This is a genomic window from Spirochaetota bacterium (genome assembly GCA_004297825.1).
Classification (GTDB): Bacteria; Spirochaetota; UBA4802; order UBA4802; family UBA5368; genus FW300-bin19.
The window spans coordinates 12,771-39,346 of record SCSX01000053.1 but is presented as its reverse complement, the minus strand read 5'-3'; the positions used below and the strand labels follow the sequence as shown (position 1 = coordinate 39,346).

The 26,576-nt window shown below is 55.1% G+C and carries 17 protein-coding genes and 1 other RNA gene; 11 read left to right on the top strand and 7 right to left on the bottom strand.

Annotated elements, in window-relative coordinates; translation table 11 throughout:
* Positions 1-51 precede the first annotated feature (51 nt).
* A complete protein-coding gene (locus EPN93_10965; GenBank protein TAL35215.1) occupies positions 52-2,292 on the top strand; it encodes a hypothetical protein in 2,241 nt (746 codons plus the stop codon).
* On the opposite strand, the gene EPN93_10960 is transcribed toward EPN93_10965, so the two are convergent.
* Positions 2,289-3,623 carry an NAD(P)/FAD-dependent oxidoreductase gene (locus EPN93_10960; GenBank protein TAL35214.1) on the bottom strand — a complete coding sequence of 445 codons (1,335 nt, stop codon included), beginning with the start codon at positions 3,621-3,623 and terminating at the stop codon, positions 2,289-2,291. The genes EPN93_10965 and EPN93_10960 overlap by 4 nt on opposite strands.
* Before the next feature lie 157 nt (positions 3,624-3,780).
* Between EPN93_10960 and EPN93_10955 the strand changes: the two genes are divergently transcribed.
* The 3 genes from EPN93_10955 to EPN93_10945 all read left to right on the top strand — a co-directional run bounded on the left by EPN93_10955 (position 3,781) and on the right by EPN93_10945 (position 10,086).
* On the top strand, positions 3,781-6,975 hold the full coding sequence (locus EPN93_10955) for a response regulator (protein TAL35213.1): 3,195 nt from the start codon (positions 3,781-3,783) through the stop codon (positions 6,973-6,975).
* A gap of 89 nt (positions 6,976-7,064) precedes the next feature.
* Positions 7,065-8,288 (top strand): class I SAM-dependent methyltransferase, encoded by a 1,224-nt coding sequence (locus EPN93_10950; GenBank protein TAL35212.1) that lies wholly within the window; start codon positions 7,065-7,067, stop codon positions 8,286-8,288.
* Complete coding sequence (locus tag EPN93_10945) at positions 8,164-10,086, top strand: radical SAM protein (protein TAL35211.1); 1,923 nt, start codon at positions 8,164-8,166, stop codon at positions 10,084-10,086. Before EPN93_10950 ends, EPN93_10945 begins: the two co-directional genes overlap by 125 nt.
* Before the next feature lie 56 nt (positions 10,087-10,142).
* On the opposite strand, the gene EPN93_10940 is transcribed toward EPN93_10945, so the two are convergent.
* Positions 10,143-10,757 carry a glycerol acyltransferase gene (locus EPN93_10940; GenBank protein TAL35241.1) on the bottom strand — a complete coding sequence of 205 codons (615 nt, stop codon included), beginning with the start codon at positions 10,755-10,757 and terminating at the stop codon, positions 10,143-10,145.
* A gap of 225 nt (positions 10,758-10,982) precedes the next feature.
* On the opposite strand from EPN93_10940, the gene EPN93_10935 reads away from it, so the two are divergent.
* The gene (locus tag EPN93_10935; protein ID TAL35240.1) at positions 10,983-12,209 is read left to right on the top strand and encodes a mandelate racemase/muconate lactonizing enzyme family protein; all 1,227 of its coding nucleotides are present in this window, start codon (positions 10,983-10,985) and stop codon (positions 12,207-12,209) included.
* Here the strand turns inward: EPN93_10935 and EPN93_10930 are convergent.
* Positions 12,184-13,518, bottom strand: a complete 1,335-nt coding sequence (locus EPN93_10930; protein TAL35210.1) for an MFS transporter — start codon at positions 13,516-13,518, stop codon at positions 12,184-12,186. The genes EPN93_10935 and EPN93_10930 overlap by 26 nt on opposite strands.
* 301 nt (positions 13,519-13,819) lie before the next feature.
* On the opposite strand from EPN93_10930, the gene EPN93_10925 reads away from it, so the two are divergent.
* Positions 13,820-14,785, top strand: coding sequence for a carbohydrate kinase (locus EPN93_10925; protein ID TAL35209.1), 966 nt, complete (start codon positions 13,820-13,822; stop codon positions 14,783-14,785).
* A complete protein-coding gene (locus EPN93_10920) occupies positions 14,776-16,530 on the top strand; it encodes a glycoside hydrolase family 32 protein (GenBank protein TAL35208.1) in 1,755 nt (584 codons plus the stop codon). Before EPN93_10925 ends, EPN93_10920 begins: the two co-directional genes overlap by 10 nt.
* Before the next feature lie 35 nt (positions 16,531-16,565).
* Here EPN93_10920 and EPN93_10915 read toward each other — a convergent pair whose 3' ends face one another.
* Genes EPN93_10915 through EPN93_10905 form a run of 3 tightly spaced genes read right to left on the bottom strand, consistent with a single transcriptional unit; the run spans position 16,566 to position 19,137 of the window.
* Positions 16,566-17,387 carry an SDR family NAD(P)-dependent oxidoreductase gene (locus EPN93_10915; protein TAL35207.1) on the bottom strand — a complete coding sequence of 274 codons (822 nt, stop codon included), beginning with the start codon at positions 17,385-17,387 and terminating at the stop codon, positions 16,566-16,568.
* 12 nt (positions 17,388-17,399) lie between these two features.
* Positions 17,400-18,548 carry an NAD-dependent epimerase/dehydratase family protein gene (locus EPN93_10910; GenBank protein ID TAL35206.1) on the bottom strand — a complete coding sequence of 383 codons (1,149 nt, stop codon included), beginning with the start codon at positions 18,546-18,548 and terminating at the stop codon, positions 17,400-17,402.
* Positions 18,451-19,137, bottom strand: a complete 687-nt coding sequence (locus tag EPN93_10905) for a PilZ domain-containing protein (GenBank protein TAL35205.1) — start codon at positions 19,135-19,137, stop codon at positions 18,451-18,453. The genes EPN93_10910 and EPN93_10905 overlap by 98 nt, the downstream gene beginning before the upstream one ends.
* Positions 19,138-19,145: 8 nt before the next feature.
* Between EPN93_10905 and EPN93_10900 the strand changes: the two genes are divergently transcribed.
* The 3 genes from EPN93_10900 to EPN93_10890 all read left to right on the top strand — a co-directional run bounded on the left by EPN93_10900 (position 19,146) and on the right by EPN93_10890 (position 25,028).
* A complete protein-coding gene (locus EPN93_10900) occupies positions 19,146-20,954 on the top strand; it encodes a hypothetical protein (protein ID TAL35204.1) in 1,809 nt (602 codons plus the stop codon).
* Complete coding sequence (locus tag EPN93_10895; GenBank protein ID TAL35203.1) at positions 20,938-21,882, top strand: TIGR01212 family radical SAM protein; 945 nt, start codon at positions 20,938-20,940, stop codon at positions 21,880-21,882. The genes EPN93_10900 and EPN93_10895 overlap by 17 nt, the downstream gene beginning before the upstream one ends.
* 233 nt (positions 21,883-22,115) lie before the next feature.
* The gene (locus EPN93_10890) at positions 22,116-25,028 is read left to right on the top strand and encodes a peptidase M16 (GenBank protein ID TAL35202.1); all 2,913 of its coding nucleotides are present in this window, start codon (positions 22,116-22,118) and stop codon (positions 25,026-25,028) included.
* Between the two features lie 16 nt (positions 25,029-25,044).
* Here EPN93_10890 and rnpB read toward each other — a convergent pair.
* An RNA gene (gene rnpB / locus EPN93_10885) (RNase P RNA component class A) lies at positions 25,045-25,391 on the bottom strand.
* Positions 25,392-25,557: 166 nt separating this feature from the next.
* On the opposite strand from rnpB, the gene EPN93_10880 reads away from it, so the two are divergent.
* Positions 25,558-26,544 carry an HD domain-containing protein gene (locus EPN93_10880; GenBank protein ID TAL35201.1) on the top strand — a complete coding sequence of 329 codons (987 nt, stop codon included), beginning with the start codon at positions 25,558-25,560 and terminating at the stop codon, positions 26,542-26,544.
* Positions 26,545-26,576 lie beyond the last annotated feature (32 nt).

Genomic DNA, 26,576 nt, shown 5'->3' with positions numbered 1-26,576 from the left:
AAATCGGTGTCGCTAAAGTGTGACGAATGAAGTGCATATTCAGGGTATATAATGTGCGGTGATATGAGAATGAATAAGGAAGTGCTTCAAGAGTTGGCTTCTGTTGTAAGATTTGACTTTCTTCCACCGGCTTTTCTGGATACCATGTGCGCCCATGCGGAAGTGCGGACGATCGAGCCTGAGGTTGAATTATTTTCGCAGGGGAATATTGCGGATGCGTTTTTTATTATTGCCTCCGGTTGTCTGGAAACAGTCGGCAGGTGTATAACCGAAAATGTCGTAAAATCTTGGATGCTTTCGAGTGGTGAATTTGCCGGACTAACTGAAGCGATTGCGGGGGGCACATATTCGAGCTCCGGGTTTTCGCGGAATTCATGCAAATTTATTCGTGTAAACTGGAAACGATTGACGGATGCGACGTCCGAGCCGGCCTCAATGGAACATATGGCGCTTGAGGCCGAGAGGATAGCCCGGCGCAAACGCAACGCCCAGGATGCGCTCGCTCACCTGTTCAATCGCTGCAGTCAGGGTGAGATACGCAATTTGGAAAGCATGTCGGAATGGATGTTCTTGAAAGGTGGCAAGGCGGTGGATATGGATGCCGGCGACGGACTTTACATCGTCATTTCCGGAAAGCTTATAATCGAATACGAAAACAATATGGACCGGCGCGCTGGCGGACGAGAGGCAGCAAGCGGGGATTGTATCTGGCCTGCCGCATTCATCACTGATAAGAATAAAGGATTCCGAGTCGCGGCGACTAGGGATAGTTTTTTGTTGAAGTATTCAGCAAATATCGCCGGAGACATCATTGCGAAATACCCGTATATGTTACCTGAGCTGCTCAAGTCCGGAACCATGCATGTTGGACAGACCGCTTTTAAGCGAGTTGGCGTTATGACCAGATGCACCTTTACACTGATTCCTTTGGGCGATAACAACCGTGCCAGCTACTTTGCGAAAAGGCTTTCTCAGGCCATGAATACGATTGGTTCAGCGCGATTTGTCGATTCGTCAACAATAATCTCTGAACTGTTCATGCCAGGGAAAATGAACGCGGGTCCGGAAGATTTGGAAGATGAACAAATAGATGCATGGTTCGAGAAAAATGAACGGGAGAATGCGTTTATCCTCTTTTTCGCGGGGAAATCTGGGAGCAAATGGACACGAAAGTGCGCCAGCTTGGCGGACTGCGTGGTATTTATCGTTGATGAAACGATCACGCCTGAATCGTTCGATATTGATGCATGGCTCCCACCGATCATGACGACGGGGAATTCAGCGGCGACGGCCATGGTATTTCTACACGAAGACAGTTCTGTCTTTCCAAGAAATACCAAAGATTGGATCGGGGGCGGTAGAATTCAAACACATCTTCACATCAGGAATAAAGAGGATGGTGATTACAAACGATGCGCGCGAATACTTACTAATAACGCGATCTGCCTGGTTATGAGCGGAGGAGGCGCACGCGGATATGCGCACATCGGCGTGATTCGCGCGCTCGAGCAATCGGGGATCGCGGTCGACATGGTTGGCGGAGCCAGCATAGGCGCGGTAATAGGATCAGGATTGGCGCTTGGCATGAATAGCTACCAAATCGAAGAGTTTATAGAGACGCATTTTGTAAGACGCAATCCACTCGGAGATTATACGCTTCCGATCGTCTCGCTCATTAAGGGAAAAAACCTGGATCGTGTTCATCGTATCGGTATTGAAGAATTATGCATAGAGGATTTATGGATAAACTATTTTTGCATAACCAGCAATCTATCGAAGCATACGGAGGGTGTTCATGACCGCGGCCTCGCCTGGAAAGCGATAAGGGCCAGCACTTCTATTCCGGGATTCCTGCCTCCAGTGCTCATCAACAACGAGATACATGTGGATGGCGGACTGGTAAACAATTTTCCAGTGGATAGAATGAGAGAAAGGTCGGGCGGCCTGATTATCGCTTCCGATGCGAGCCATGAAAAGGAGCGCGTGATCAGGCGCATGCAATACCCGTCGGCGCGGAGCATGTTATGGCGTATGATAAACCCGCTGGAAAAACGGCGCAGAGCGCCTCATATCATTGAGATTGTTATGAGGTCAATGGCGATCAGCGCTACCATAAAGAAGGAGAGCGTAAAAGATTACGCCGATCTTTACATCAATCCGCCCATTGGAAAATTCGGCATTCTAGAAATGAAACGTGCGAAGCAAATAATAGATGTCGGATATGCGCACGGGCTCCAGGTAATCAGACGCTGGCTTGAGGACAATCGGGATGAATCCCGCAAATATTTCTAAAAATGCTTCCGGACAATATGTTTTGAATACGCGATAACATTCTCTACGAGTTCGAAATTCATCAAACCACCGGTATAATACGTATTATTGGCGCCTTGATTGCGCTCAAGCCGCTCCATTATGCCATCCGATAGTGCACGGGAGGCGAAGTGAGGGAAATAATCCCATTTTTTATATTCCGTGATGTGTAGCAGTTGGCGGTTCATTGTTTTCAGGTTCGCTTTTAGGTTGTCGGTGACTGCCTTGTCGGTTATTGGCTTCCTGCTGTAGGAATAAAAAATCACTATATCGCATTCATCCCATACCTTAGAAGCCATGAAGGGATAGCCATCGGGCGGAAGCTTGAATACGCGTTTTGAAAACAGGTTCAAGAAGTAATTATAACTGAAGCTTTTTACGTCGCATGCGATTGTATAATAATTATTATGCTTTACCAGCGAGAAAATGGCCTCCTCCTCGGGAGAGAAATCCATAAACTTAATATTATGCAGATCCGGGCACATGGCGATTATCAGACGATCACAATAGTGAGTATGCCTTTTCCCGTCTTTCGACGCATATTTGATTGCAACGGGATGCTGACCAGGATGATCGCGATGTATGTTGGTTATTTTTACACTCAATTGAATATTGCCGAGATCGTCAGCCATTGCCTGGAAGAGGTCCTGCAGGCCATTGGTAAGTCGCTTGGTCCATCGCGGATTAAGGCCTGCGATATCGCACAACCCGAGATAGAGCAGCGTCGTAAAATTAATGAGATTGAGGTATTTGAATACGTACACGGCGGGAATCTCATCCAAATACCCGTAGCCGAAGCATGTGATCGGAACGCAAAGAAACTGGCCAAGGTTTTCCATGTTTTTCATTTTTAGCCATGCACTGAAATTCATGGATATTTCATCGTTTAATTTTCGAAAACCCGGCCTGTGGACATGTTTACGGTATTTAAATATATATAAATAAAATTTAATTATCGACCACAAAAAGGGAAGCATTGATGCATTATTAATAATCCATCGCAAAGAGTATTGGAATCCTGTAGTGTGATCCAGGATGACATTTCTTGGTCCGCGGACAATATCTAATCTGTATTTTTTGCATAAGGAAATGACATTCTTGTAATCCTTCGTGATAGCGACTGCACCCATGCCATTCGCCATACCGTATTTCGTCTCGGAGAAACACATGCCACCCACGTAACTGTTTTTTTCGAGAACGACCACATTTTTGTATCCCTTTTTTCTGAGATAATAGGCTGCGCTCAATCCTGAAGCGCCGGCGCCTATTATGCATATTTCGGCCTTCTTAGACTTTTTCATTGCCGGCCCCATATTTTAATTGATTTATTGAATGTTTACGAAATTAGATAACTCATCGATCACATCCGTAATTAGCATGATCATAGTATCGATTCAAAATCAATAATTATTCATGGTTTCGGGAGTTCGTATTGGGGATTGCCAGTAATCCTTGATCGCACCAACATAGATGAAAAGGCGACTTACATTTATTGCCGTAATGGCTGGAATTATTTTTTCAGCAGGGGAGACATATGCTTCCCAGGTTGAATTGCAGAAGGATGTCAATTTTATCAAATTAAGCCGTTATCTGGAATACTTTGAAGATACGAACAATTCAATTTCCGAAGCCGAAATACTGTCCGGAAAATATAATTCTCAATTCATTAGAAATACACGGCACGGCCTAAACTTTGGTTTTACGGATTCGATCTACTGGTTAAAATTCTCAATTGTTCATGATGAAATGAGCAAATACTTTCAATGGTTTCTGGAATTGAGCTATCCGCTTCTTGACTCGATTCAGGTATTTACCCTCAATGAGGATGCGACATTCGCAACACAACATGCCGGTCTTCTCTACCCTGTGTCGAATCGAACGGTTGAAAGCCATTCCTTCGTATTTAAAATACCTATCTCGGACGAGCGGGTTAAAACCGTCTACATTAAAGTGATGAGCAGCGGCTCCATGATCCTGGATGCAAATCTGATGTCGGAGCGGGGCTTTATCGGGCAAACGCGAGCATCCGTTATGCTTTTGGGAGCCTACTATGGAATCTTGTTGATAATGGGAATTTATAACCTATTCCTTTTTTTTATGCTAAGGGACAGGAGATATTTGCTTTACGTTCTTTATGTTGCTGGATTTATGCTTATGCGGCTTACATTGGATGGTTTTTGTGCGCGCTATTTTTGGGGCGAGTACTCCAATTATTCAAAAATGAGCATTCCCTTTATGTCTATTTTTTCATTATTCCCTGGTGCAGTCTTTGTGATCAGTTTTCTTGAGATTCAAAAATATGATAAGAGACTGTCCTTTGTTTACAAAGCATTTGCATTCCTTTGCCTTTTCGCTTCGTTGGCGTCATTGCTGATTCCTTATAAGGTCGGAATACAAGGTGCTGGGATACTGCTTGGAGCTGGTTCTTTATTGACATTAATGACAATTGTCATAGTCCTAAAGAAAGGCAATAGGTCGGCACGATATTTCCTATATGCATGGATTATTTTTTTGTTTGGATTGCTGGTATATTCGTTAAAGACATTTGGATTAGTACCTGGAGGTATGTTTACCGAATACAGCATGCATATCGGTTCTGTACTCGAAGTAGTCCTTTTCTCATTTGCTCTTGGAGACAGGATAAGTATTATCAAAAAGGAAAAAGAAGATGCCCAGCGCCAGGCAATTGAAAACCTTCATAAAGCCGATAAACTCAAGGATGAGTTTCTCGCTAATACGTCCCACGAGCTAAGAACACCGCTCAACGGAATCATTGGGCTCGTCGAGGCGCTCCTGGACGGAGCATCGGGCTCACTCCCGCAAAAGGCTGTGAGCAGCCTGTCGATGATCTCGTCGAGCGGCCGCCGTTTGTCGAACCTCGTGAACGACATACTCGATTATTCGAAGTTACGACACCGTGAGATCGAGCTCCGGAAAAGGACATTCGATCTTCAGCCTGTGGCGGACGCGGTGCTGCGCTTATTCCGCCCTCTACTGGGCAAAAAAAACCTGAAACTAATCAATGCCGTTCGACCCAGGGAGTGCATCCTTTTCGCCGACGAGGATAGGGTTCAGCAAATACTGCTAAACCTGGTAGGTAACGCAATCAAGTTTACGGATGAGGGTACCGTTGTCGTTGCCGCGGTGCGTCTGGAGGATTTAGTTGAAATTTCCATCGAGGACACGGGGATAGGCATCCCTGAGAGCGCGCACGAAAGAATCTTCGAGTCCTTCGAACAGCTGGATGGTTCCATATCCCGTACTTATGGGGGAACTGGACTCGGGCTCTCACTTGCCAGACAGCTTGTACAGTTGCATGGGGGCGAGCTTCGTCTGCATTCAAAAGTCGGCGAGGGATCGAAGTTCTTTTTCACGCTCCCGGCCGGGGAACGGGGCGCGCTTTCTGAGGAGGAGCCCAATACCCTGCGGCTGGAGAGCCTGAAAGAAGACGCGTCGTTCGCGATTGAGGCCGAAGTTGCAACGGAATCCACCGCAGACCGCTATTTCAGCATCCTCGCGGGGAACAAAGAGTATGATCGTGCGCTCGTGCATGTGGTCGATGACGACATGGTGAACCTGCAGGTACTGGAGGATCATCTCTCGATTCATAATTACGACGTAGAGAAATCGATCAGCGGCGAAGACGCGCTCTATAAAATAAACAACGGCCGGATTCCTGACCTGGTTCTCCTTGACATAATGATGCCGCGTATGTCGGGATACGAGGTTGCCGCGGAACTGCGCAAGGACTTCTCCCTGTTTGACCTTCCTATCATGATGCTGACCGCGAAGAATCGTGTTGATGATATGATCGAGGGATTCATGCAAGGTGCAAATGATTATCTCACCAAGCCCTTTCACAAGAACGAGCTCCTCGCACGCGTTAAAACTCTGGTGACGCTTAAAACTGCTGTGAAAGAGAACAAACGTCTCTTTTCAATCGACAAGGAATTCGAGGTCGCGCGCAGGATTTTACAAACGGCGATTCCTGAGGGTGTACCCGTCCTTTCGAGCATAGACATCGCCGTGAAATACATCCCCATGGAAAGCGTGGGGGGCGATTATTACGATTTCCATATTACCGGGGAAGGAAAAATCGGGGTTTTCATATCGGACGTTTCGGGGCACGGGATAAGCGCTGCATTGATTGCAGCCATGGTAAAAATCGCGTTCAGCACCATGGACGGCATCGCCGAGATGCCCGGGAAGCTCCTGACAGAAATGAACACCATGCTTATGGGGAACCTGAGCGGGCATTTTCTTACGGCTGCCTACTTCTCCTTGGATACGGACACGCGTAAGCTTAGGTACGCGCGCGCCGGGCATGAGCCCCTGGTGATTCATCGTCGCAGAACCAACGAATTCCTCAAGTACCTTCCCCGGGGGCGCGCTATGGGAATCGTAAAGACGTGCAATCACGAGGTGATCGAACTTACTGTTGTACCCTCTGACAGGATAATATTGTACACCGACGGCATCATCGAAGCGATGAATCCGCGCGGGGATATGTTTGGAAGCCGGAGGTTTATGGAGCTCGTGATGGGGAATGTGGGCGTGTCCGCGAAGGAGCTCACCGATCTTATTCTGGGACAGCTGTTCAAGTGGACGGGGAGGAGCAGAAGCCTTGACGACGACTTCTCCCTTGTCGTCGTAGACATTAAATAAGCAACCCATGCGATATTTTAGGATTTCCGCGATATCGATAGACTGAGCGCGCTTCAAGCTCGCATATAATTTTATTATTCGAGAACGATATGAAAACTGCGATTGCGAGAAAGATATTCCACAATGTACTAGGCGATATAGTAAACGGGCACTTGGTAATAAATTATATATCTTCGGGAAAACGGTACGAGTTTGGCGACCCGGCCAAGGAGCCCTCCGGAATGATGAATATAACGGACGACAGCCTTATCTATGAAATTCTGACGCAGGGTGAATTCGCGCTGGGTATGGGATATGTGAACGGGAAATGGAAATCACCATCGATGTATCTTGTATTGCTAGTCTTCATGCTCAACGAAGAGCGCTTCCGAAGGCTTAATGCACGCTTTTCGCGTATCGATATCCGCGCCCGCCTTTTGCGAAAACGCATCAGGCGTCGAACCCAAAATACCCTGGAAAATTGCAGAAGGGAGGTGGGCGTCACCTACGGCATCGGCAATGATTTCTATGAGATGATGCTTGGCCCCTCCATGAATTATTCCTGCGCGATCTGGCCGCGCCCCGACGCGACCCTGGAAGAAGCGCAGGAGTACAAGATGAGGCTCATCACGCGAAAAGCGAAGATCGAAAAGAAGAACAGCGTGCTCGAGATTGGCTGCGGCTGGGGGACGCTCACTAACTTCATCAGCAGCACCACGGGCGCGCGTGTAAAGGGAATCGCGCTCTGCGATGAGCAGATCAGGTACTGCAAGGAAAAATATCCGCAACTCGATTTCGAGTATCTCGATTACCGTGAGATAAAAGGGACTTATGATAGCATCGTGTCGGTTGGAATGGCCGAACATGTGGGACGGCCCTACATGGATTCATTCATCAAAATCGTCGCGGATCACCTGCGGGAAGGGGGAAGGTTCGTTCTCCACACGATGATATACCACGGGGTCGACCTCTTTATGAGCGGAGGGACCGAGAAACACCTGAATTTTTCATCTGTGCTCATGCCCAATGCGGATTCGCCTACGCCCTCGCAGGTCGTGAAATCGGCGCTTCGGTCCGGGTTGCTGCGCCTCCTGCATTATGACACGTTTGGCATCCATTATACACGCACGGCGCAAGAATGGCTGAAAAATATGCAGAAGAACCGGAACGAGATACTTAAACGCTACCCGGAAAAACTTTACCGCAGCCATGAATACTCTTGGCAAATGGGTGGTGCCGCGATGGAAACTGGAACCTCTTTGGCTCAGATGGTATTCGAGAAGATGCCATATGGTTCACCCCTTTCGGATATATCTGTCTATTCCGCATGGTAAAATGAGCAGTTACCATATCCTTTATAATCCATTACAGTACAATTTTATGGATCACTTAAGCAGCGGCATTATCTATCCGGAAGGGTTGCTTGGCTATTTGACGAGGCAGAAAGCGTCCGTAGTAAACGAGCATAACTACCTGTCTTATTTAAATTTCGATTCATCTAAGGAACGTGCAAACCGAATCAATTTTTTCCCATATGAAAACTATGGTTCGTACTATATCGCCAATCAGATATGTGCGGCCGATCCGAGCAGTAGGGTAATCTTGGCCGATGGGAAGCGGCGGACTTTCAAGGAGATAATATTAAGTGAACGGTCTAAACCCGGTATCGTGTTCATCACCTGCATGAGCACAAACTTCCCCGCCGCCGCATTGGCGGCGATCGTGCTAAACAGGGTGAATATCCCGGTAGTTCTTGGTGGGGTCCACGTTTCATTGCAGCCCGACGATGTGGACACCTTCATCAGGAAATATGCGAAGAATTCTAGACTCGTAAGTACGGTAATAGGAGCTGGTGATTCAGGCACGCTTAAAAGGATCATCAATGATTGGCGTACGAATGGGCTAATGAACGTTTATATGGGTGGCAAGACAATCGAGGATGGCGTATGGGGGTGCTCGGATGTGAAGGAGCTTCCACCAATCCGTAAGAAAATGGGATTAACCTTAAATCCCATTAAACTATTGTTGGCCGGTAAAACCCGTGTAAATGTGACCACCCCGTATGTCGGATGCCCCCATTCGTGCAAGTTTTGTTCAATTGCATCCCTGCCTATGCTGCGAAGGAAATTCCATGCACGCAGTCCCAAGGACTTCGTGGAGGAGATACGCGAAGTTCAGAAAGACGGAGTAAAATTAAGGACAAGGTATTTCTTTTTCTATCCCGACAACATACTGCTGGGAGGGAAAACGTTGGACGGAATCCTGGATAATATTATCCGAAGTCGTGTAACCATGAATTTTACCACGCAGGTGTCGATAGAGATTGCGCACAACGAAGAGCTGCTTGCAAAGCTGCGCCGGGCAGGTGCATCATGCTTTTTTATAGGCTTCGAATCACTGGATATCCGTAACCTCAAGCACATTGGTAAAGGTGTCGTACCTCTAATCGAACACAGCGGCCTGGGCGTATCAGAGTATTACGCACGCGCCGTGAAAAAAATACAGGATCAGGGCATCGCGATTCTTGGAGCATTCATATTGGGTCTTCCTTTTGATCGGTTTGATTCACTTTCGGATCACACTGGAAAGGAGATAGCCGAGTTTTGCCGGTCGAATAACATCGGCCTCCAATCGACGTGCATCACCGCACTTCCGGGTTCACCGAATTACGTGGAAAGCCAGGAACGGGGAACATACTTATATGGAGAGCCCGGCTCGGTTGACTATTTCCTGTCTCTGAGCGCGACCGACCTGATGGAATCCAACATCGAATTACACAGTTTGGTTCATGGGAGTCCGCTTGTCACAGCGTATATGGCGTATGATTGTCTCGTCCAATTATATTCGAAAAGGAATTCGCGCGCCGCTTCCTACTTCATGGCCGACAAAGCATGGAAAGCGCGGACATACAGCGGATCCCTCTCGTTCTGGGAGCGCTTAATTGATACCGCCTCTACATTCGGTATCCAGCGGGCCATGGGTGCCTACGTTAGGTTTTATGATTCCTTGGTAAGGTCCCGAAGGGGATATAAGGGAATATTTGAGAGGCTCTGGGAGCAGGAGCGGGACCCGGAAATTAAAAACCAGTTTGCGGATTTTGTGAGCAGTTTCAGGGATATTTCCCAGCCATAAAATCAATGGAAGGGATCGAATCGTAAGATCATGACGCCCTTATCAGGGCCAGAATATCACTCTTTTTCATTCTGACTGCAGCTCACGTACTCGCTCGCGGTCTTCGCCGGATTCCTTCCCATCACGCCCTTGTAAAAAGTCTGGATGGTCTCCATGTCCCGTTCGATCGCGCCCGTGGGAACGACAAGCGGCCCCATTCCCCCGACCTTGCGCCGGTAATCGAGAAATCCGCACGAGATGGGAACGCCGGCCCCGTTGGCGATATGGTAGAATCCCGATTTCCAGTAGTTAACCTTGTTGCGTGTTCCCTCCGGGGCCACGATGAGAATGAGGTTTTGATTTTTCCTGAATTCCTCGATTGAAGCCTCGACGATATTGTGCGACCTGCTGCGCTCAACCGGGATACCGCCGAGCCATCGCATGATCGTACCGAAGGGCTTTTTAAAGATGCGGTCCTTGCCCATCCAGTATACCTTCACCCTGAAGGCGAACGCCAGGAGGAGGGTGATGGGCAGATCGACGTTGGAGGTGTGGGGCGCGGCGATCATGACGCAGCGCGGCGGATCGGGAATGGCGCCCTCCCGCTTCCAGCCCATTATCTTCAGGGCCAGGATTGCCGCACCCTGCATGATCTCCCTGAGAACCGGTGTGTCGAAAATGGTGAAACGCATTCGTGAGGCGATACGCATGGTCATGGCAGTGGGGTCCCCTATTTGTACTAATGTAAGACCATGTTCATTATGAATGAACACTGTTGTCAACCGTTTAATCCATCAGGGATTTCACATAACTCCGATCGGCTTTGGTCCGATATTCCATCCGGTATCGATTTATCTCTTGCATACCGGACTGGTCGTGATAGGATACTGCAAAACAGCCCACCTGGAGGAATGAAAATGCGTATCAGCCAGATCGAGCTTTTCCATGTATCGGTGCCGCTCAGGACCACCTTTTGGCCCACATGGATACCCGGCTACCCGCAGACGCATAACCGCTTCACGCTCATCAAGCTCGTCACCGACGAGGGGATCGAGGGATATTCGGCGGGCTCGGCGATGGGGCGCGAGCGTGAGGGCCTGGGAGACCTCCTGGGCGGCTACCTCATGGGCGCCGATCCCACGGATGTCGACCGGATGCAGAGCCTCCTGAAACAGGCGGGAATCCTGGGGTGGCGTAATTTCTGGATCGAGCCGGCATGCTGGGACATTATAGGCAAGAAAGCCGGCAAACCCGTGTACGAGCTCCTTGGGGGAAAGGCGCGCACCATCGACGTGTACTGTTCGACCGGGGAGATGCAGGGGCCGGAGCGGCGCGTGGATTATCTGCTGGGCATGCGGGAGCGAGGATTCAGGACCGCGAAGCTTCGCGTGAAGGGACGTACGCTCAAGGAGGATGTGTCGAACATCGAACAGATCGCGAAGAGGCTCAAGGGTGTGCTCACGCTGGGCGTGGACGCCAACCAGGGATGGCTCGTGAGCATCGTCGACAGGGTTCCGGCATGGGACCTCGCGCGCGCGAAAGAGTTCGCCGCCGCCTGCCACGCGAACGGCCTCGCCTGGCTGGAGGAGCCGCTCGATTCCCGCAATTACGACGACAGCGCGAAGCTCAAGCGCGCGTCGAAGATCAAAATATCCGGCGCCGAGCTCAACTACGGGTGGGACGAGATCAAGATAATGCTCGAAAAGGACTGCTTTCACGTGTATCAGCCCGACGCGACCTTCGCCGGGGGGATCGCGCAGGTGAAGCAGGTGATGGACGCCTGCAAAGCGCGTAAACGGGAGTACACCCCCCACACGTGGACAAACGGAATCGGATTCTACGTCAACTGGAACCTGGTATTATCGGACCCCAAAAACAACCTTCCCCTGGAGTACCCGCTCGAGGAGCCGTCGTGGATTCCCGAATTCAGGGAGGGTATTATCGCGCCCATCCTGCCCGACGCCCAGGGACGGCTCGCGCCGTTCACGAGGCCGGGCCTTGGGTTCGAGATAGACAAGTCGCTTCTCCGGAAATACGGGACCCGTTTTTTCAAGATGAACGAGACCAGGCTCAAGATCAAGGTCATCCGCGAAAAGGGGCTGCGCGAGGCGCTCGCGCTCAAGAAGCGGAAGGAGAGCCAGTGACGAAATACGCCTTGCCGTCCCGCTCGCGGATGGGATAGCGCAGGAACACGAGGAACGCGGCGAGCGAAACCGCGCCGCCGAGGACCATTATCAGCTTGAGTCCCAGTTCCGTGGGCTTCTCGATGCCGCCCGCGTACATGAGGACGGACGCGACGGCGATGGATATCCCCATGGACAGCTTCGAGAAAATGGCCTGCATCCCCACGTAGATGCCCTCGCGCCTCCGGCCTGTGAGCTTTTCGTCATGATCGATGATATCGGCGAGAATGGCGGGCTGCAGCATGATGTAGCCCGCGATGAACGCGCCCGCCAGCCCCATAACGACCTGGGTGTACGCCATGGGCGAGAGCGGGACCATGCCGGTGAGCCAGAGCAGGGGCATCGTGATACCGGTCCCCGCCAGGCAGAGCGCGAACATGGCGAACTTACCGAAGCGGCGCGAAAGCGCGTTGAACACGAAGAAGAACGCGACGTTGGCCGCGAGGAAGGGCGCCATGACGAGCGCGACCGATGAATCGGGCTCGTGCAGCACGTACTGGATCCAGAACGGGATGAGCAGGGTGAGCATGTTCAGGGACAGCCAGTAAAGCGCGGCCGCGGAGAGATAGATCACGAAGGGCCTGTTGTGAAAGGTCGTGCGCGCCCAGTCGAAGATGAGGCGCGGGGAGAATCCCTCGTCCCGCGGCGCGGTATCCGGGGAAGGCGCTTCCTTGATCGCAAACAGGGTGGGGAGGAAGGTGATGATGGTGAGGCCACCCGCGACCATGCCCATGCTCGCCCAGCCGAACGCGTCCTTCAGGGGACCCATGAAGGCGAACACCACGGTTCCCAGCATGATGAAGCCCGCCTGCATCGTCGCGATGTCGACGCGCTCTTTTCCGTCACGCGTTATCTCGGGCAGGAGCGAGAGATAGGGGTTCGCGACGATCGACCAGCATATGAAAAAAGCCTGGACCACGATGAAAATGTACACCGCGTTCAGCCAGTGCGATTCGTGCGGGAAGGGGGGCGTCCACAGGAGCAGGGTGGCGAGCGCCGCGGGCACCAGGCCGAAGGCGATGAACGGGATCCTGCGCCCCCGCCGCGAGCGGTGGTGGTCGGTCCAGTATCCCACGAGCGGCTCGGCGATGCCGTCGGTGATGCGCCCCAGGAGGAAGATCGCCGAGAAGAGCACGGCGTCTACCAGGGCCTCGTCCCGGCTGGGCACATAGAGCTTAAGGAGCCACTGCGATATCACCAGGTTCGCGAGGTTGAGCGAAACCCCCGCGAGCGCGTAGGAAATTTTTTTACCGAGCCCGAGCTCGCCCATGCTGCCCTCCGGTGTGGTGCAGGTTTGCCGCCAACTGCCGGTACTACACCGATACGGCGGGCGGGAAGTCAAATCCTATTTGGGCCGCGCGGCGCGGGCTGCGGGGTTCCCATGTTTTCTGTTTGACCGAGCCGCACGGAATCTGCATACAATGGTGTGACGCGAACGAGCGCCTGCATCCCGGGGATTACCTTCCAGGCGCGGCGGGCGGGGGCGCCGATTCGCCCCTGGTCCCGCATCCATGCCGCCAGAAGATCGCGGCATTCGGGAAAAACCGCTTAGGCAGCACGCGAGGCAGCGCATGAACGGAATTGTCACGATGGGCGAGCTCCTGGTCGACTTCCTGCCGACGGGAATGGAGAGGGGATCGATCGAATACCTCCCCATGGCCGGCGGCGCGCCGGCCAACGTCGCCGCCGGGGTGGCGAAGCTGGGCGGTTTCTCCGCGTTCATTGGCAAGGTGGGCGATGATTTTTTCGGCAGGTTTCTCGCGAGCGCGCTCGTGGAGGCCGGCGTCGATACCGGCCGCCTGCTGCTGTCGGAGACGCACAAGACCTCCCTCGCGTTCGTCTCGCTGGACGAGCAGGGCGAGCGGTCATTTCTCTTCTACCGCGATCGCGCCGCCGACATCATGTACGCCCCCGAAGAACTACCGCTGGATATGATCGGTGAGGCACTGGCATTCCACTTCGGGTCGATAAGCCTCATTGAGGAACCGGTACGGTCGGCGACGCTTGCCGGGGCGGCCGCCGCGCGCGAACGCCATGTGATGGTCTCGTACGATCCCAACCTGCGCCTGAACCTGTGGCCCGACGGCGCGACGGCGAAGGCAATGATATTCAAGGGAATGGAATTCGCAGATTTATTGAAGATATCGGAGGAGGAGCTCGTATTCATCACCGGGGAGCTTTCGGTCGAAGCGGCAGCGCGCATGGTCATGGAAACGGGGCCGTCGCTGGTGTTCGTCACCCTGGGCGCACGGGGCTGTTTCGTGCGCGGAGGCGATTTCGAATTCTACACGGACGGGTTCCAGGTCGCGCCCGTGGACACGACCGGCGCGGGGGACGCGTTTATGGCGGCGGTACTGTACAAAATACAGGCGGCGGGCGCCGCGGATACGGCATCCCTTTCAAGGGAATTTCTCGAAGAAACGGCGCGGTTCGCGAACGCGGCGGGGGCGCTCACCACGCTCAGGAAGGGCGCGATGAACGCCATGCCCGCCCTGTACGAGGTCGAAGACTTCATTAAGTGTGAGGAATGCGAATGATCTCCGAAACGTTCATTATAGAAGCGGGTGACCGCCTCCTGTTCAGGGTAAAGGCGGACGCCGCTCCGGGGGCAAGCCTCGTCACGCTGCGAAGCACGGACGACGGGGCGGTTCTCTTTGATCTCAAGGGCGTTTCCTCGACGGTATATATCCCCGTGGAATGGGACCTCTCCGCATACGCGGGCGAATCGGCGATCCTCGATGTGCGCCGGGAATCATGCTCCGTTGCCGAGTGCTGCCTTTATGGGAAGGGAGTACTTAATGACGGCGCACGGTTCTTTTGGGCCGAAAACGGCTTTCTGCGCGTAATCGGTGCCGGTTCAATACGGTCCCGCTTTGCGCGGGACCCGCATCGTCCGCTCTTTCATTTTTCCCCGGTAATGAACTGGATGAACGATCCGTGCGGGCTCATCCGGTGGCGCGGAGAATACCACATGTTTTATCAGTACCACCCCTTTTCCTCGTTCTGGGGTCCCATGCACTGGGGGCACGCGGTAAGCGGGGACCTGGTCCACTGGCGGTACCTTCCCGTCGCGCTCGCGCCCGATACCCCGGAACACGCGGACGATTTCAGCGGGATTTTCACCGGGAGCGCCGTGGACGATAACGGCGTCCTCACGCTCGTGTACACCGATCACCGGGATACGCGGTATTGTGTGGACCGCATCATGCAGTCGCAGTCGGTCGCCTCGAGCGACGACGGGATCGTGTTCAAAAAATTCGCAGATAACCCGGTGATCGCGTCGAGGCCCGACGGGTGCGCGGAGGATTTCCGTGATCCTAAGGTGTGGCGTGAAGACGGGGAGTGGCGCATGGTCCTGGGCTCGCGCATGGAGGGAAGGGGACAGGTGCTGCTGTACGGCTCGAAGGATTTGAAACACTGGGAATACGGAGGAGTGCTTTTCCGCGCGACGCGGGACGGCGTGGGAATGTACGAATGTCCCGATTTCTTCCCGCTCGGGGAAGGGCATGCCCTGCTTGCCTCCGTCGTGGAAGAGCGCGGGGGTGTGAAGGAGTTTTATACGATCCTGGTGACCGGAGCCTTCCGCGAGGGTGCGTTTGTCCCGGAACGCGAAACGCGTTTCGATTTCGGGCCCGACTTCTACGCGCCCCAGAGCTTTCTTGACGACAAGGGCAGGAGGATCGTCATCGCCTGGATGGAGAACTGGGGAAACAGTTTCCTGACGCATCCTTCGGGATGGTCGGGGGCGGCAACCCTGCCGCGTACGATTGAAACGAACTCCCGCGGCGAAATCCTGATCCGCCCCGTTGAAGAGCTTGAAGCCCTGAGAAAAACGGTGCAGCCTGCCGTGGAGATGAGCGGGAAGGCGCTGGATACCTCCCTGCTGCCGGTGCACAGTGACCTTGATCTTTTTGAGGTCATGCTGGAATTCACTCCCCTCGAAAAAGGCGCGCACTGCGGACTGGTGATCGCGGGAAAAGACGGCGGCGAGGTCGCGGTGTTCTACGATGCGGACCAATCAAGGGTCGTGATCGACAGGGGTGCGATGGTCCTGGGCGAAAAGGGCATATTCGCGGAACGCATAGACCCGGAGGAAAACGGTCTCGTGCGCCTGCACGTGTTCTGCGACCGCTCTTCGGTGGAGGTGTTCGCGGGCGGATACCGGGCCGCCGGCACCGCGCGCGTCTACTTCAAAGAGCCCGGAAGAAGGGCCGATATTTTTTCCCGGGGACGGGTTGACCTGGTACGGTGTGCGCTATGGGAGCTTGCCTCCGCATGGTAACGGGCCTCCGAAAGCGCGGATACGCATCCGCGCCTTCAATCCCGCGCTTCCTGGACTTTCCTTACGCTCATATTCATGACCCATTCGACGAGCCATGGGGTGAAACGCTTGGCGAGCCAGGTGAAATGGCCGTCGAAACCCGGGATTATCATGAACTGCTTTTTGCGAATCCCCTTGACGAGCCGCTCCGCGACCGCGTCCGGGGTCATGACCTTCGCCGCCGCGGATATCGCCTTTGTTTCTTCGGGCTTGGTGATATTCTCGGTCTTGAAGCCGGGGGTATCGGTATCGGGGGGGCAGAGCACCGATATCCCGATCTTGTATTCGGCGAGCTCGCTCTTAAGCGTCTCCGAAAGGCCGATGATGCCGAATTTGCTCGCGGCGTAATCGGCGTACCCGTACACGCCCATGAAACCGACCATGGAGGAAACGTTGACGATGTGGCCGCCGCGATCCTTCATTGAGGGCAGGAGGGCGGAGATGGTGCTCCACATTCCGTAGAGGTTGGTCCTCATCGTCTCCTCGAACTGGGTAAATGAAATGTCCTCGAAGCGGCGCGGATACGCGCGCCCTGCGTTGTTGATAAGCAGGTCCGGGGCCCCAAACGAAGAAACGGCCTTCTTCATCACCTTGCGCACCGCGCGGTCGTCCGAGACGTCGAGCTCCATGTACTCGATTTTCTGGCCGGCGCTTTTTTTACACGCCGATATCTCCGCGACCGCACTCTTGAGGCGCTCCTTCGTACGCGCGAAAATGATGATGTGCGCGCCCCGGGCAGCCAGGAGTTTCGCGGTCGAAAGACCGATACCGGCCGAGCCCCCGGTGAGATAGACGTTTTTACCGGCGAAATCTTTCATGGGTTGTCTCCGCTATTTTAACGTGAGCGATTCCAGGTCAAGGGCCTTGAGCCACTGCATGGTGCGTGTGAAGCCTTCCTTATATGAAACCCGTGGCTTCCAGCCGAGCTCTTTCTCCGCCTTACCGATCGTGAAGCGGAAGCGCGAACCCAGGTTGATCACCGTGTAGGTGGTAAGCAGCGGCCTGGTTTTTTTCTTCATGAGCTTCCAGAGCCCTTCCATCGCGATTCCCGCCGCGTAGGCGAGGAAGTAGGGGATGTGCGTGGTGATGGGTTTTACGCCGAGCGTGTCCGCGATCCCCGCACAGAACTCCTGCAGCGTGACCGATTCACCGTCATGCACGAGGTAACCGTTACCCACGGCGCGCGGGTCTTCCGAGATGAGCAGGAGAAGGTCGACGAGGTTTTCGATGTACGTGGGCCATACCAGCACGTCTTTGCGCCAGAAGATGAGGTCCCGCTTCACGATCGCGTCCGCCAGGCTGGGAACGAAGGTCAGGTCGCCCTCGCCGTACACCCAGCACGGGTATACCATCGTAACGGGGAGCCCGTGCTCCCTGTGGTAGCGCCACGAAATTTTTTCGGCCTCGATCTTCGCGTCGGGGTAGGGCTCCTTCCACGGCCGCAGCGGGAAGGTCTCGTCCATCACGGCGGACTCGTCGACCCCGAATACGTCGTTGGTGCTCATGTCGACGAAGCGGCGCACCTTCGCCTGGGCGGCGGCGCGGCAGATGTTCTCGGTCCCGCGGATCGTCACCTTTTCGAAAAGGCTCCAGGGCGCCCAATCGGTGACCACCGCGGCGCAGTGAAAGACGGTATCGATCCCCTTCAATGCCTTTTTTACGGATTCGTAGTCGCTGATATCGCCGTAAGCAATATCGACGCCCAATTTTTTCAGGGCCGCCTCTCCCGGGTCGCCGGGCAGGACGAACGCGCGCACGTGTTTTTTCTTTTTTAAATTGGCCCTTACCAGGTGACCGCCGATAAAACCTGTCGCGCCGGTGATGAGCACATTTTTCGATGCGAGTTTGCGAGTTGGCATAGCGTTATCCGGGAACGGGGATTTATGAGTACACGTAATACGCGAGATGCTTGAATATGAAGGTATCGAGCTTTTCCTTCGCTTCGTGGTAAATGCTCGAAAACATGACGCCCACCCCATAGTACTCGGGGGTGAGCCTTTCCGAGCGGATGACCATTGCCAGCGCTTCTATGTCCCGGAGATCCGGATCGAGCTTGGAGAGGTCGATGTTCACGCGGATGATGCTCGATGGCTCGAATTCCTTGGCGGAGCGGAAGTAGAACCCGCCACGGCTGATATTCACCAGGGTGCCTATGAAATCGATCGCCTCCCGGTCATCCGAGGACGATTCGATGAGGGTCTCGACGATTCTTACCGGTACCTCGATGTCCAGGCGGTACTTTTTACGGCGTGGAGCGGCTCTCCGATCGCTCTTGGCGTCCTTTTTCGCCTGGGCCTCCGCTTCCTTCTCCATCTCCAGGCGTGCGTGCTTTCGGCGCTCCGCGGCGCGGCGGTCTCCGCGGATCTTGGAGGTGTAGTTCGTGATCATCCATATGTCGAACTCCTCCTCGAACCACTGCGTCATCGCCTGTTCCATGGTGCACTGGTCTCCGAACTCCTTCTGGCGAAGCCAGAATTTCTCGATTTCTTTTTTGATTTCGGAGGAGAGCTCTTCGAATTTTATGGCATTCCTGCGCATGGGACCACCTAGCCTCTTTTTTCGCTCCATGCCTCACTATGCAATTCAATGGTAAAAAATACAATTATTTTCTTGCGGGAGTCGATATTATTAATACACTACGGTTCGCGATAATTGTTCATTCCGGCTGGTGCCCTATGATTCTCTCCCGTTTCACGCGCACAACGACGATCGTATCGGTAATCATCCTCTCCATGCTGTTTACGGGCACCGACCCGTTCCTTCCGGGGGCAGCGCACGCGCAGTACCCCTACGCGTTCGCGGGTCAGCCGGAGGCTGTCCAGAGGGTGCTGGCCCGCGAGCGGAACGCCGCGAGCGCGAAACAGGTGCTTGCGATGGCGCAGCGCATCGAGGAGACGTATGGGAACCTGTACGATAAGCTCAAGGCGGGACGGAAGCTCGTGATCTTCTTCGGCCCCGCCCACGGACGGTACGCGAACGGCTACTGGGAGGGGGAGGCGACCAACCGCATAAGCTCTACGGGACTTACCGAGGAGTACTATTCCATGCTGCTCGCGCGCGAGCTCTACGCGCTTCTCGCCGCGAATCCCATGGTGGAAATACGCACCACGGACGATTACCTAAAGGTGCTCAGGGGGAAAAGCGACAGCTACAGCAACATCTTCCTGCACGGCATAGTGCAGCGGGCATTCGATTCGAACGCGTTCATGGCGATAAGCCAGCACCTGAACAACGTGGCGCAGACCCAGAAGGCGTACGGGTACGTGAACATCCCCGGGATTCACATCACGACGGACGAGACGGGGGCCCGGTTCATCGCGAACGTGCGGTTCGCATATCGCGGATTCCTCACGCTCTATAACCGGGTCGATGCGTCGGGCTTTTCCCTCAAATACGCGCAAACCCTGAAGAAAAAGCTCATCGACCTGGGCATGAAATCGAACGGCTGGGAGAATGGGTGCGTGGGAGACGAGCGATTTACCTATTTCGTCGACTTCCCGGTTTCCCTCATTTTCGAAACGGGATTTATCTGCAATCCCGAGGAGGAATCCTTTTTGCGCAAAAGCGACAACCAGAAGAAGATAGCGCGCGCCGAGTATGAAACGCTTCTCGATACCGTGAAGGAAACCTTTGGCGTCGATATATCGGGCGCCTCGCCGGTTAAGGTGAAGGACGTGCCGGAGGCGGCGCTCACTGTCTTCAAGCTTTCGCGGATTGCCCTGTATTACGTGAAAACGTCGGAGTTCGCCAAGGCCTTCGAGGTCATGGCCGAGATGGAGAAACTGTCCGACAACCCGGTCCCGCAGCACCTGGTTCCCTTCAAGGACATTCGCACCATCATCACCCAGGCGGAGGGCTATTACCAGACGGGACGGCAGCTGATGCTCAGCGACAAGCATCGGGACGCGGGGGCATACCTGAGCCTCGCAAAGAAAACCATAAACAGCAGGGCGCTCCTGTACGCGCTCGATGTGAAGTACAACACGGAATATTCGAAGCTCATCCTGCCCGCCGCCGATGCGGACGCCGCACCGAAAATCTGCCCCTCCCCGTATTTTGCGGCCGCCTACCGGAAGATGCCCCTCACGACACCGGTGATTTTTCCCGTGGAGGAGGGCATGAGCCTTGAGGATGCGATCGTGAGGGCGCTCAATCCGGACAAGGACGCGCTGGCAAAGCTCGTGCGCTCATTCGGGCAGGTGTGGATCAACGGGGCGAAGTTCAACTTCGGGCCGGGGCTGTACGTGGTGACGCTTGGCGAGGACCTGGTCGTGACCAATGTCGAGGCCGTCGCCCAGGTGCGGATAAACCCGTGCATGTATCAGAACCACCAGTACCTGAAGAACTCGTATTTTTCCGCGGAGGAACGTGACCGTTCGCTCTGAGCACGGGGGGCGGGAAGGGAAGCCGTATAATTTTTTCGGGGATTATCTCCTGAAAAAATTCGGGTGCCGCGTGCTCAAGCTCCCCATCGACGCGCGGCTCACGTGTCCCAACCGCGACGGAACGCTGGATACCCGGGGGTGCGTATTCTGCGGAGAAGACGGATCGGCGTCCCCGACCTCCGCGGGAACGGAAGATATCCACCTCCAGATGCGGACAGCCAGGGAGAGTTTCCGCAGGGCGGGCGCCGATACGCTCTACATCGCGTATTTTCAGGCCTTCACCAACACGTATGCCCCCGTCGATGTGCTGAAAAGGCTGTACGATGCCGCGCTGGGGGAGCCCGGCGTGACGGGGCTCATGATCGCGACAAGGCCCGACTGCGTCCCCGACGAAACGCTCGATCTCATCGCGGGGTATGCGCGCGAGGGCTTCGAGCTGTGGCTGGAGCTCGGCATGCAGAGCGCGCACGACAAGAGCCTGGAGACGCTCGGCCGCAGGCACACGAATGCCGACACCGTCGATGCCGTGTCCCGCGCGGCGCTTCGGGGTATCCCGGTATGCACACATCTTATACTGGGCATCCCCGGCGAAAGCTGGAAGGATATAATGGATACGGCGGCCCTGGTTTCGTCGCTGCCCGTGCGCGGCGTGAAGCTGCACCATCTGCACGTTATACGAGGCACGCAGCTGGAAAAGGCGTTTCGGGAAGGAAAATTCAGCCCCCTGGGACTGGAAGAGTATGTCTCGTCGGCGTGCGATTTCCTTGAGAGGCTGCGGCCCGACATTATCATTCACCGGCTTATCGGCGACCGCCCGCCGGCCACGCTCGTCGCCCCGCTGTGGGCGCTTCACAAGGGGACGGTGCTCAGGGCGATAGAGGAGGAGCTCATGCGCCGGGGCAGTTTCCAGGGCATGCTCTGTTCCTGACGTGCGAATGCAGGCGATACACGCGGTCGAGAATTCGCCGCGTGCAGCAACCGTCCGCGTTTCGTACTTGCGCTGGACGCGAGCCGCGGTAGACTATGTTTCTCAGGGCGGCAAAAAAGCGACTGCCTGCCGCCCGCGGGTATGATTCAAAGAGGAAACTTCCGCAGCATGTGGTTTCCCCGCGATGAGGTTTGTTCGGAACAGCATAAATATTAATTTCAGGGTATACGACCATGGGCTTACTGCACGGATTCGAGCTGCTCACCACGAGAAAAATCGACGAGATCAACGGGGAGGCGTCGCTGTACCGGCACGTGAAGACCGGCGCCCGCCTGCTTTCGATATCCAATGACGACGACAACAAGGTGTTCGGGATAAGCTTCCGAACGCCGCCCTCCGATTCAACGGGCGTCGCGCACATCCTGGAGCACTCGGTGCTGTGCGGTTCGCGCAAGTACCCGGTCAGGGAACCTTTCGTGGAGCTCCTCAAGGGATCGCTAAAAACATTCCTGAACGCCATGACCTACCCGGACAAGACCTGCTACCCTGTCGCAAGCCAGAACACCCAGGATTTTTACAACCTGGTCGACGTGTACCTGGACGCGGTATTTTTCCCCAGGCTCACCGATCACGTATTCGAGCAGGAGGGCTGGCATATCGAGCTCGATCCCGGGAAAGAGCCCGAATTCAAAGGTGTCGTATACAACGAGATGAAAGGGGATTATTCCTCCCCGGAGAGCCTGAGCGGTTCGTTTTCCCAGTATTCCCTTTTCCCCGGGACGATCTACGGCCTCGAATCGGGGGGGGATCCCGAACATATCACGGAGCTTACCTTCGAGGGTCTACGGGGATTTCATCGCCGATATTACCATCCCTCCAATTCGTGGATATATTTCTACGGGAACGACGCGCCGGAGGCCAGGCTGCGCATACTGGCCGAATACCTCGACCAGTTCGATGCGGTCCCGGTCGATTCCGCAATCCCCCTGCAGGCTTCCCGGGAATTACGCTCCACGGTCACCCGGCCCTTCGTTGACGGCGCCGACGGTGATGGCGCCAAGGGCATAACGACTATCAACTGGCTCCTGCCGGAGGGCACCGCCCCGGCGGTCAATATCGCGATGCAGGTACTGGAATACATACTTATGGGTATGCCTGCGTCCCCGCTTCGCAAGGCGCTCCTGGATTCGGGCCTGGGGGAGGGGATCGCCGGGCAGGGGCTCAACAACGAAATCCGCCAGATGTATTTCTCGACGGGCCTCAGGAACATCGACCCGGAAAAGGCGCCGGCGATGGAAGCCCTGGTGCTCGATACCCTGGAAAAAATCGCTCATGGCGGGATCGATCCGCGGACAATTGAAGCGGGGCTCAATACCGTGGAATTCCGCTTCAGGGAGAATAACACCGGACAGATGCCGCGCGGCCTCGTGCTCATGCTGCGCGCGCTTACCACCTGGCTCTATGACGAGGACCCGTGCGCGCTGCTCGCGTTCGAGTCTCCCCTTGACGCGGTGAAAAAATCGTACGACCGCGACGGGCGATTTTTTGAATCGCTTATCGAGCGCTATTTCCTGAAAAACGCGCACCGAACGACGGTCATTCTAAAACCGGACCATTCCTATGGGGATGAGCTCCTGCGCCGCGAACGCGCGCGCGTCCAGGCGGCGCTTTCGAAACTCGGGGAGCACGCCTCCAGGGACTGTGCCGAAAATACGGCGAAACTGAAGGCGCTCCAGACCCGGCCGGACAGCCCGGAGGCCCTTGCGAAAATCCCGCGCCTCGCGCTCGCTGACCTTGACACGCGGAACAAGCAGATTCCCTCGTCCGGGTCGAACCATGGGGCCACGCGATTGCTGATGCACGATATCTTTACGAGCGGGATTCTCTACCTGGACCTGGGGCTCGATATTACCAGGCTCCCGGAACGCTTCCTGCCGTATCTGCCCCTCTACGGCAGGGCCCTTTTCGAGATGGGAACCAAAAAAGAGGATTACCTGTCGCTGTCCCAGCGGATCAGCGGGAAAACCGGCGGTATCCGCAGGGCGCTGTTTTCGTCGATGGTGGAAGGCGCGGAGAACCCGACCGGATGGATGTTCCTGCGAGGCAAGACCACCGTGGCGCGGGCGCACGAGCTCGCGGACATCCTCGCGGACATTCTCACCGTGCCCGATTTCAGCCGCAAGGACAGGTTTCTTCAGATCCTTCGCGAAGAAAAATCGCGCAATGAGGCGCGCGTGGTGCCTAACGGAACCGGGTATGTTGACCAGCGGCTTCGCTCCCGGTATACGCCCGCCGACGCCGCGATGGAAACGATGACCGGGTTGAGTTACCTGTCGTTCCTGCAGCGCCTGGACGCCTCGATTGAGCGCGAATGGGAGTCGGTGCGGGAATTGCTCGTGGAAATTCACGCTACGCTCGTCGACCGGAACAGCATCATGATGAACATAACCGCCGACTCCCGGGCCTGGGAGTCATGCCGCGAACCGGTCCACAATCTCATTGACGCGCTGCCCGCGGGATCGCCGTCACGGGCGAACTGGGAACGGAAAGTGATGCCGGAAATGGAGGCGCTCCTGATTCCCGCGCGTGTCAATTACGTGGGCGCCGCGGCAAACCTTTACCAGTTCGGATACCGTTATCACGGTTCGGTGCGCGTGATCACGCGCCTGCTCAGGACAACCATGCTCTGGGAGCGCGTTCGGGTGCAGGGCGGGGCGTATGGAGCGCTGTGCGGCTTCGACCGTCTCTCCGGGGTTTTCAGCATGCTCTCCTACCGCGACCCGAATATCAGCGCAACGTGGAGGGTGTTCGAGGAAGCTTCTCGCTTCCTGTCGACGCTCGACCTTCCGAAAGAAGAGCTGCATAAGGGCATCATCGGCGCGATCGGCGAGATTGATGCGTACCTGCTGCCCCCCGCGCAGGGATTCGTCGCCCTGGAGCGTCATCTCACGGGATCCACGGAGGAGCAGCGGCAGCGAACCCGGGATGAGGTGCTTTCCACTGAGCTGAGTGATTTCCGTGCGTTCGCGTCATCATTGGCAGAGGCATGGAAAAACCCCGTGCGCGCGGTCATGGGGTCCCAGGAAACGGTAAGCGCATCGGACGAGGGCGCCCGCGGACTCCTGAGCCCGCTTAAAATACTGTAGGACATTGAAAAATAGTCCCGGGAGGGGACCGTAAGCCGAATCCTGTTTTTGCGGCCATCCATCTTGGACGCGCGTTGCCGCGCGTCTCTTTGCGACCTACCCGCAACCTGGGGCGGGCAGCCCTCGAGCGGTTGCTTACTTGGTCTTGCACCGAATGGGGTTTGCACTGCCGCCTTCCTTGCGGAAGGCGCGGTGGGCTCTTACCCCGCCATTTCACCCTTACCCTTCTCAGGGCGGTATATTTTCTGTTGCACTTTCCGTCGCCTCGCGGCGCCCGGGCGTTACCCGGCATCCTGCCCTTTGGTGTTCGGACTTTCCTCGCTCCCCGCTTGCGCGGGGCCGCGCGGCCGCATGTTCCCCTCCCGGGATTAAGGTCACCATACTTCTTCCTCGCGCGTGAGCACAAGCACAATATGAAAAGAGGCGCATGACGGGGTTTTCCCGGGGGTGAGAAAAATCTTGATATTTGTAGAATGGAAGCTATGATGAGCTACTATATAGAAAACAGCATTTCTTCACACAAAAGACCATGCAGCACATCGACCAATGGCTCTCGACCACATTAAAATGTATCGGTGACGCGGTCATAACCACCGACAGGGATCGCCTTGTAACCTTTATGAATTACGCGGGTGAAAACCTGACGGGTTGGACCAACGAAGAGGCGCTCGGCAAAGACCTGATCAAGCTGTTCACCATCATCAACGAGGATACTCGGGCGATTATCGACGACCCCGTCGTCAAGGTGCTTTCCGACGGCAGCACGGTGGAGAACGAGAGCTCCATAATGGTAAGCCGTGAGGGGCACGATATCGCCATCAGCTTCAACGCGTCACCCGTCCAGGACGAAAACGGGAACAATACCGGTGTCGTGTTCGTGTTCAGGGATATCACCTCGAAAAAAAAGGCGGAAGACGTATCCCGGAAAACGCTGCAGAAGCTCAGGAACGCGATGAACGCCATCATCGAGGCGATGGTGTTCACGGTGGAAACAAGGGATCCGTACACGGCGGGGCACCAGAAACGGGTGGCGAACCTCGCCCGCGCGATCGCGAAGGAGCTCTGGCTCACCGATGACCAGATCGACGGCATTCGCATGGCGGGGGTGATACACGATCTGGGCAAAATATCCATACCCGCCGAAATTTTGAGCCGTCCCGGCAAACTCCTTCCCCTCGAATACGGGCTTATCAAGACGCATGCGCAGGTGGGGTACGATATATTAAAAAACATAGAATTCCCCTGGCCCGTGGCGGAAATCGTCCACCAGCACCATGAGAAGATCGACGGGTCCGGGTATCCCCAGGGGCTGCAGGGGGAGCAGATACACAAGGAGTCCCGCGTGATCGCAGTCGCCGACGTGGTCGAAGCCATGGCCTCGCACAGGCCCTACCGCGCCGCACTGGGTATCGACAAATCGCTGGAAGAGATCACCGCGAACCGGGGATCTCTCTACGACGGGGACTCGGTGGACGCGTGTGTGATACTGTTCACAAGGAAGGATTTTAAATTGTAGTCGTCATCGTAGAGACGTCCCGGCGGGACGTC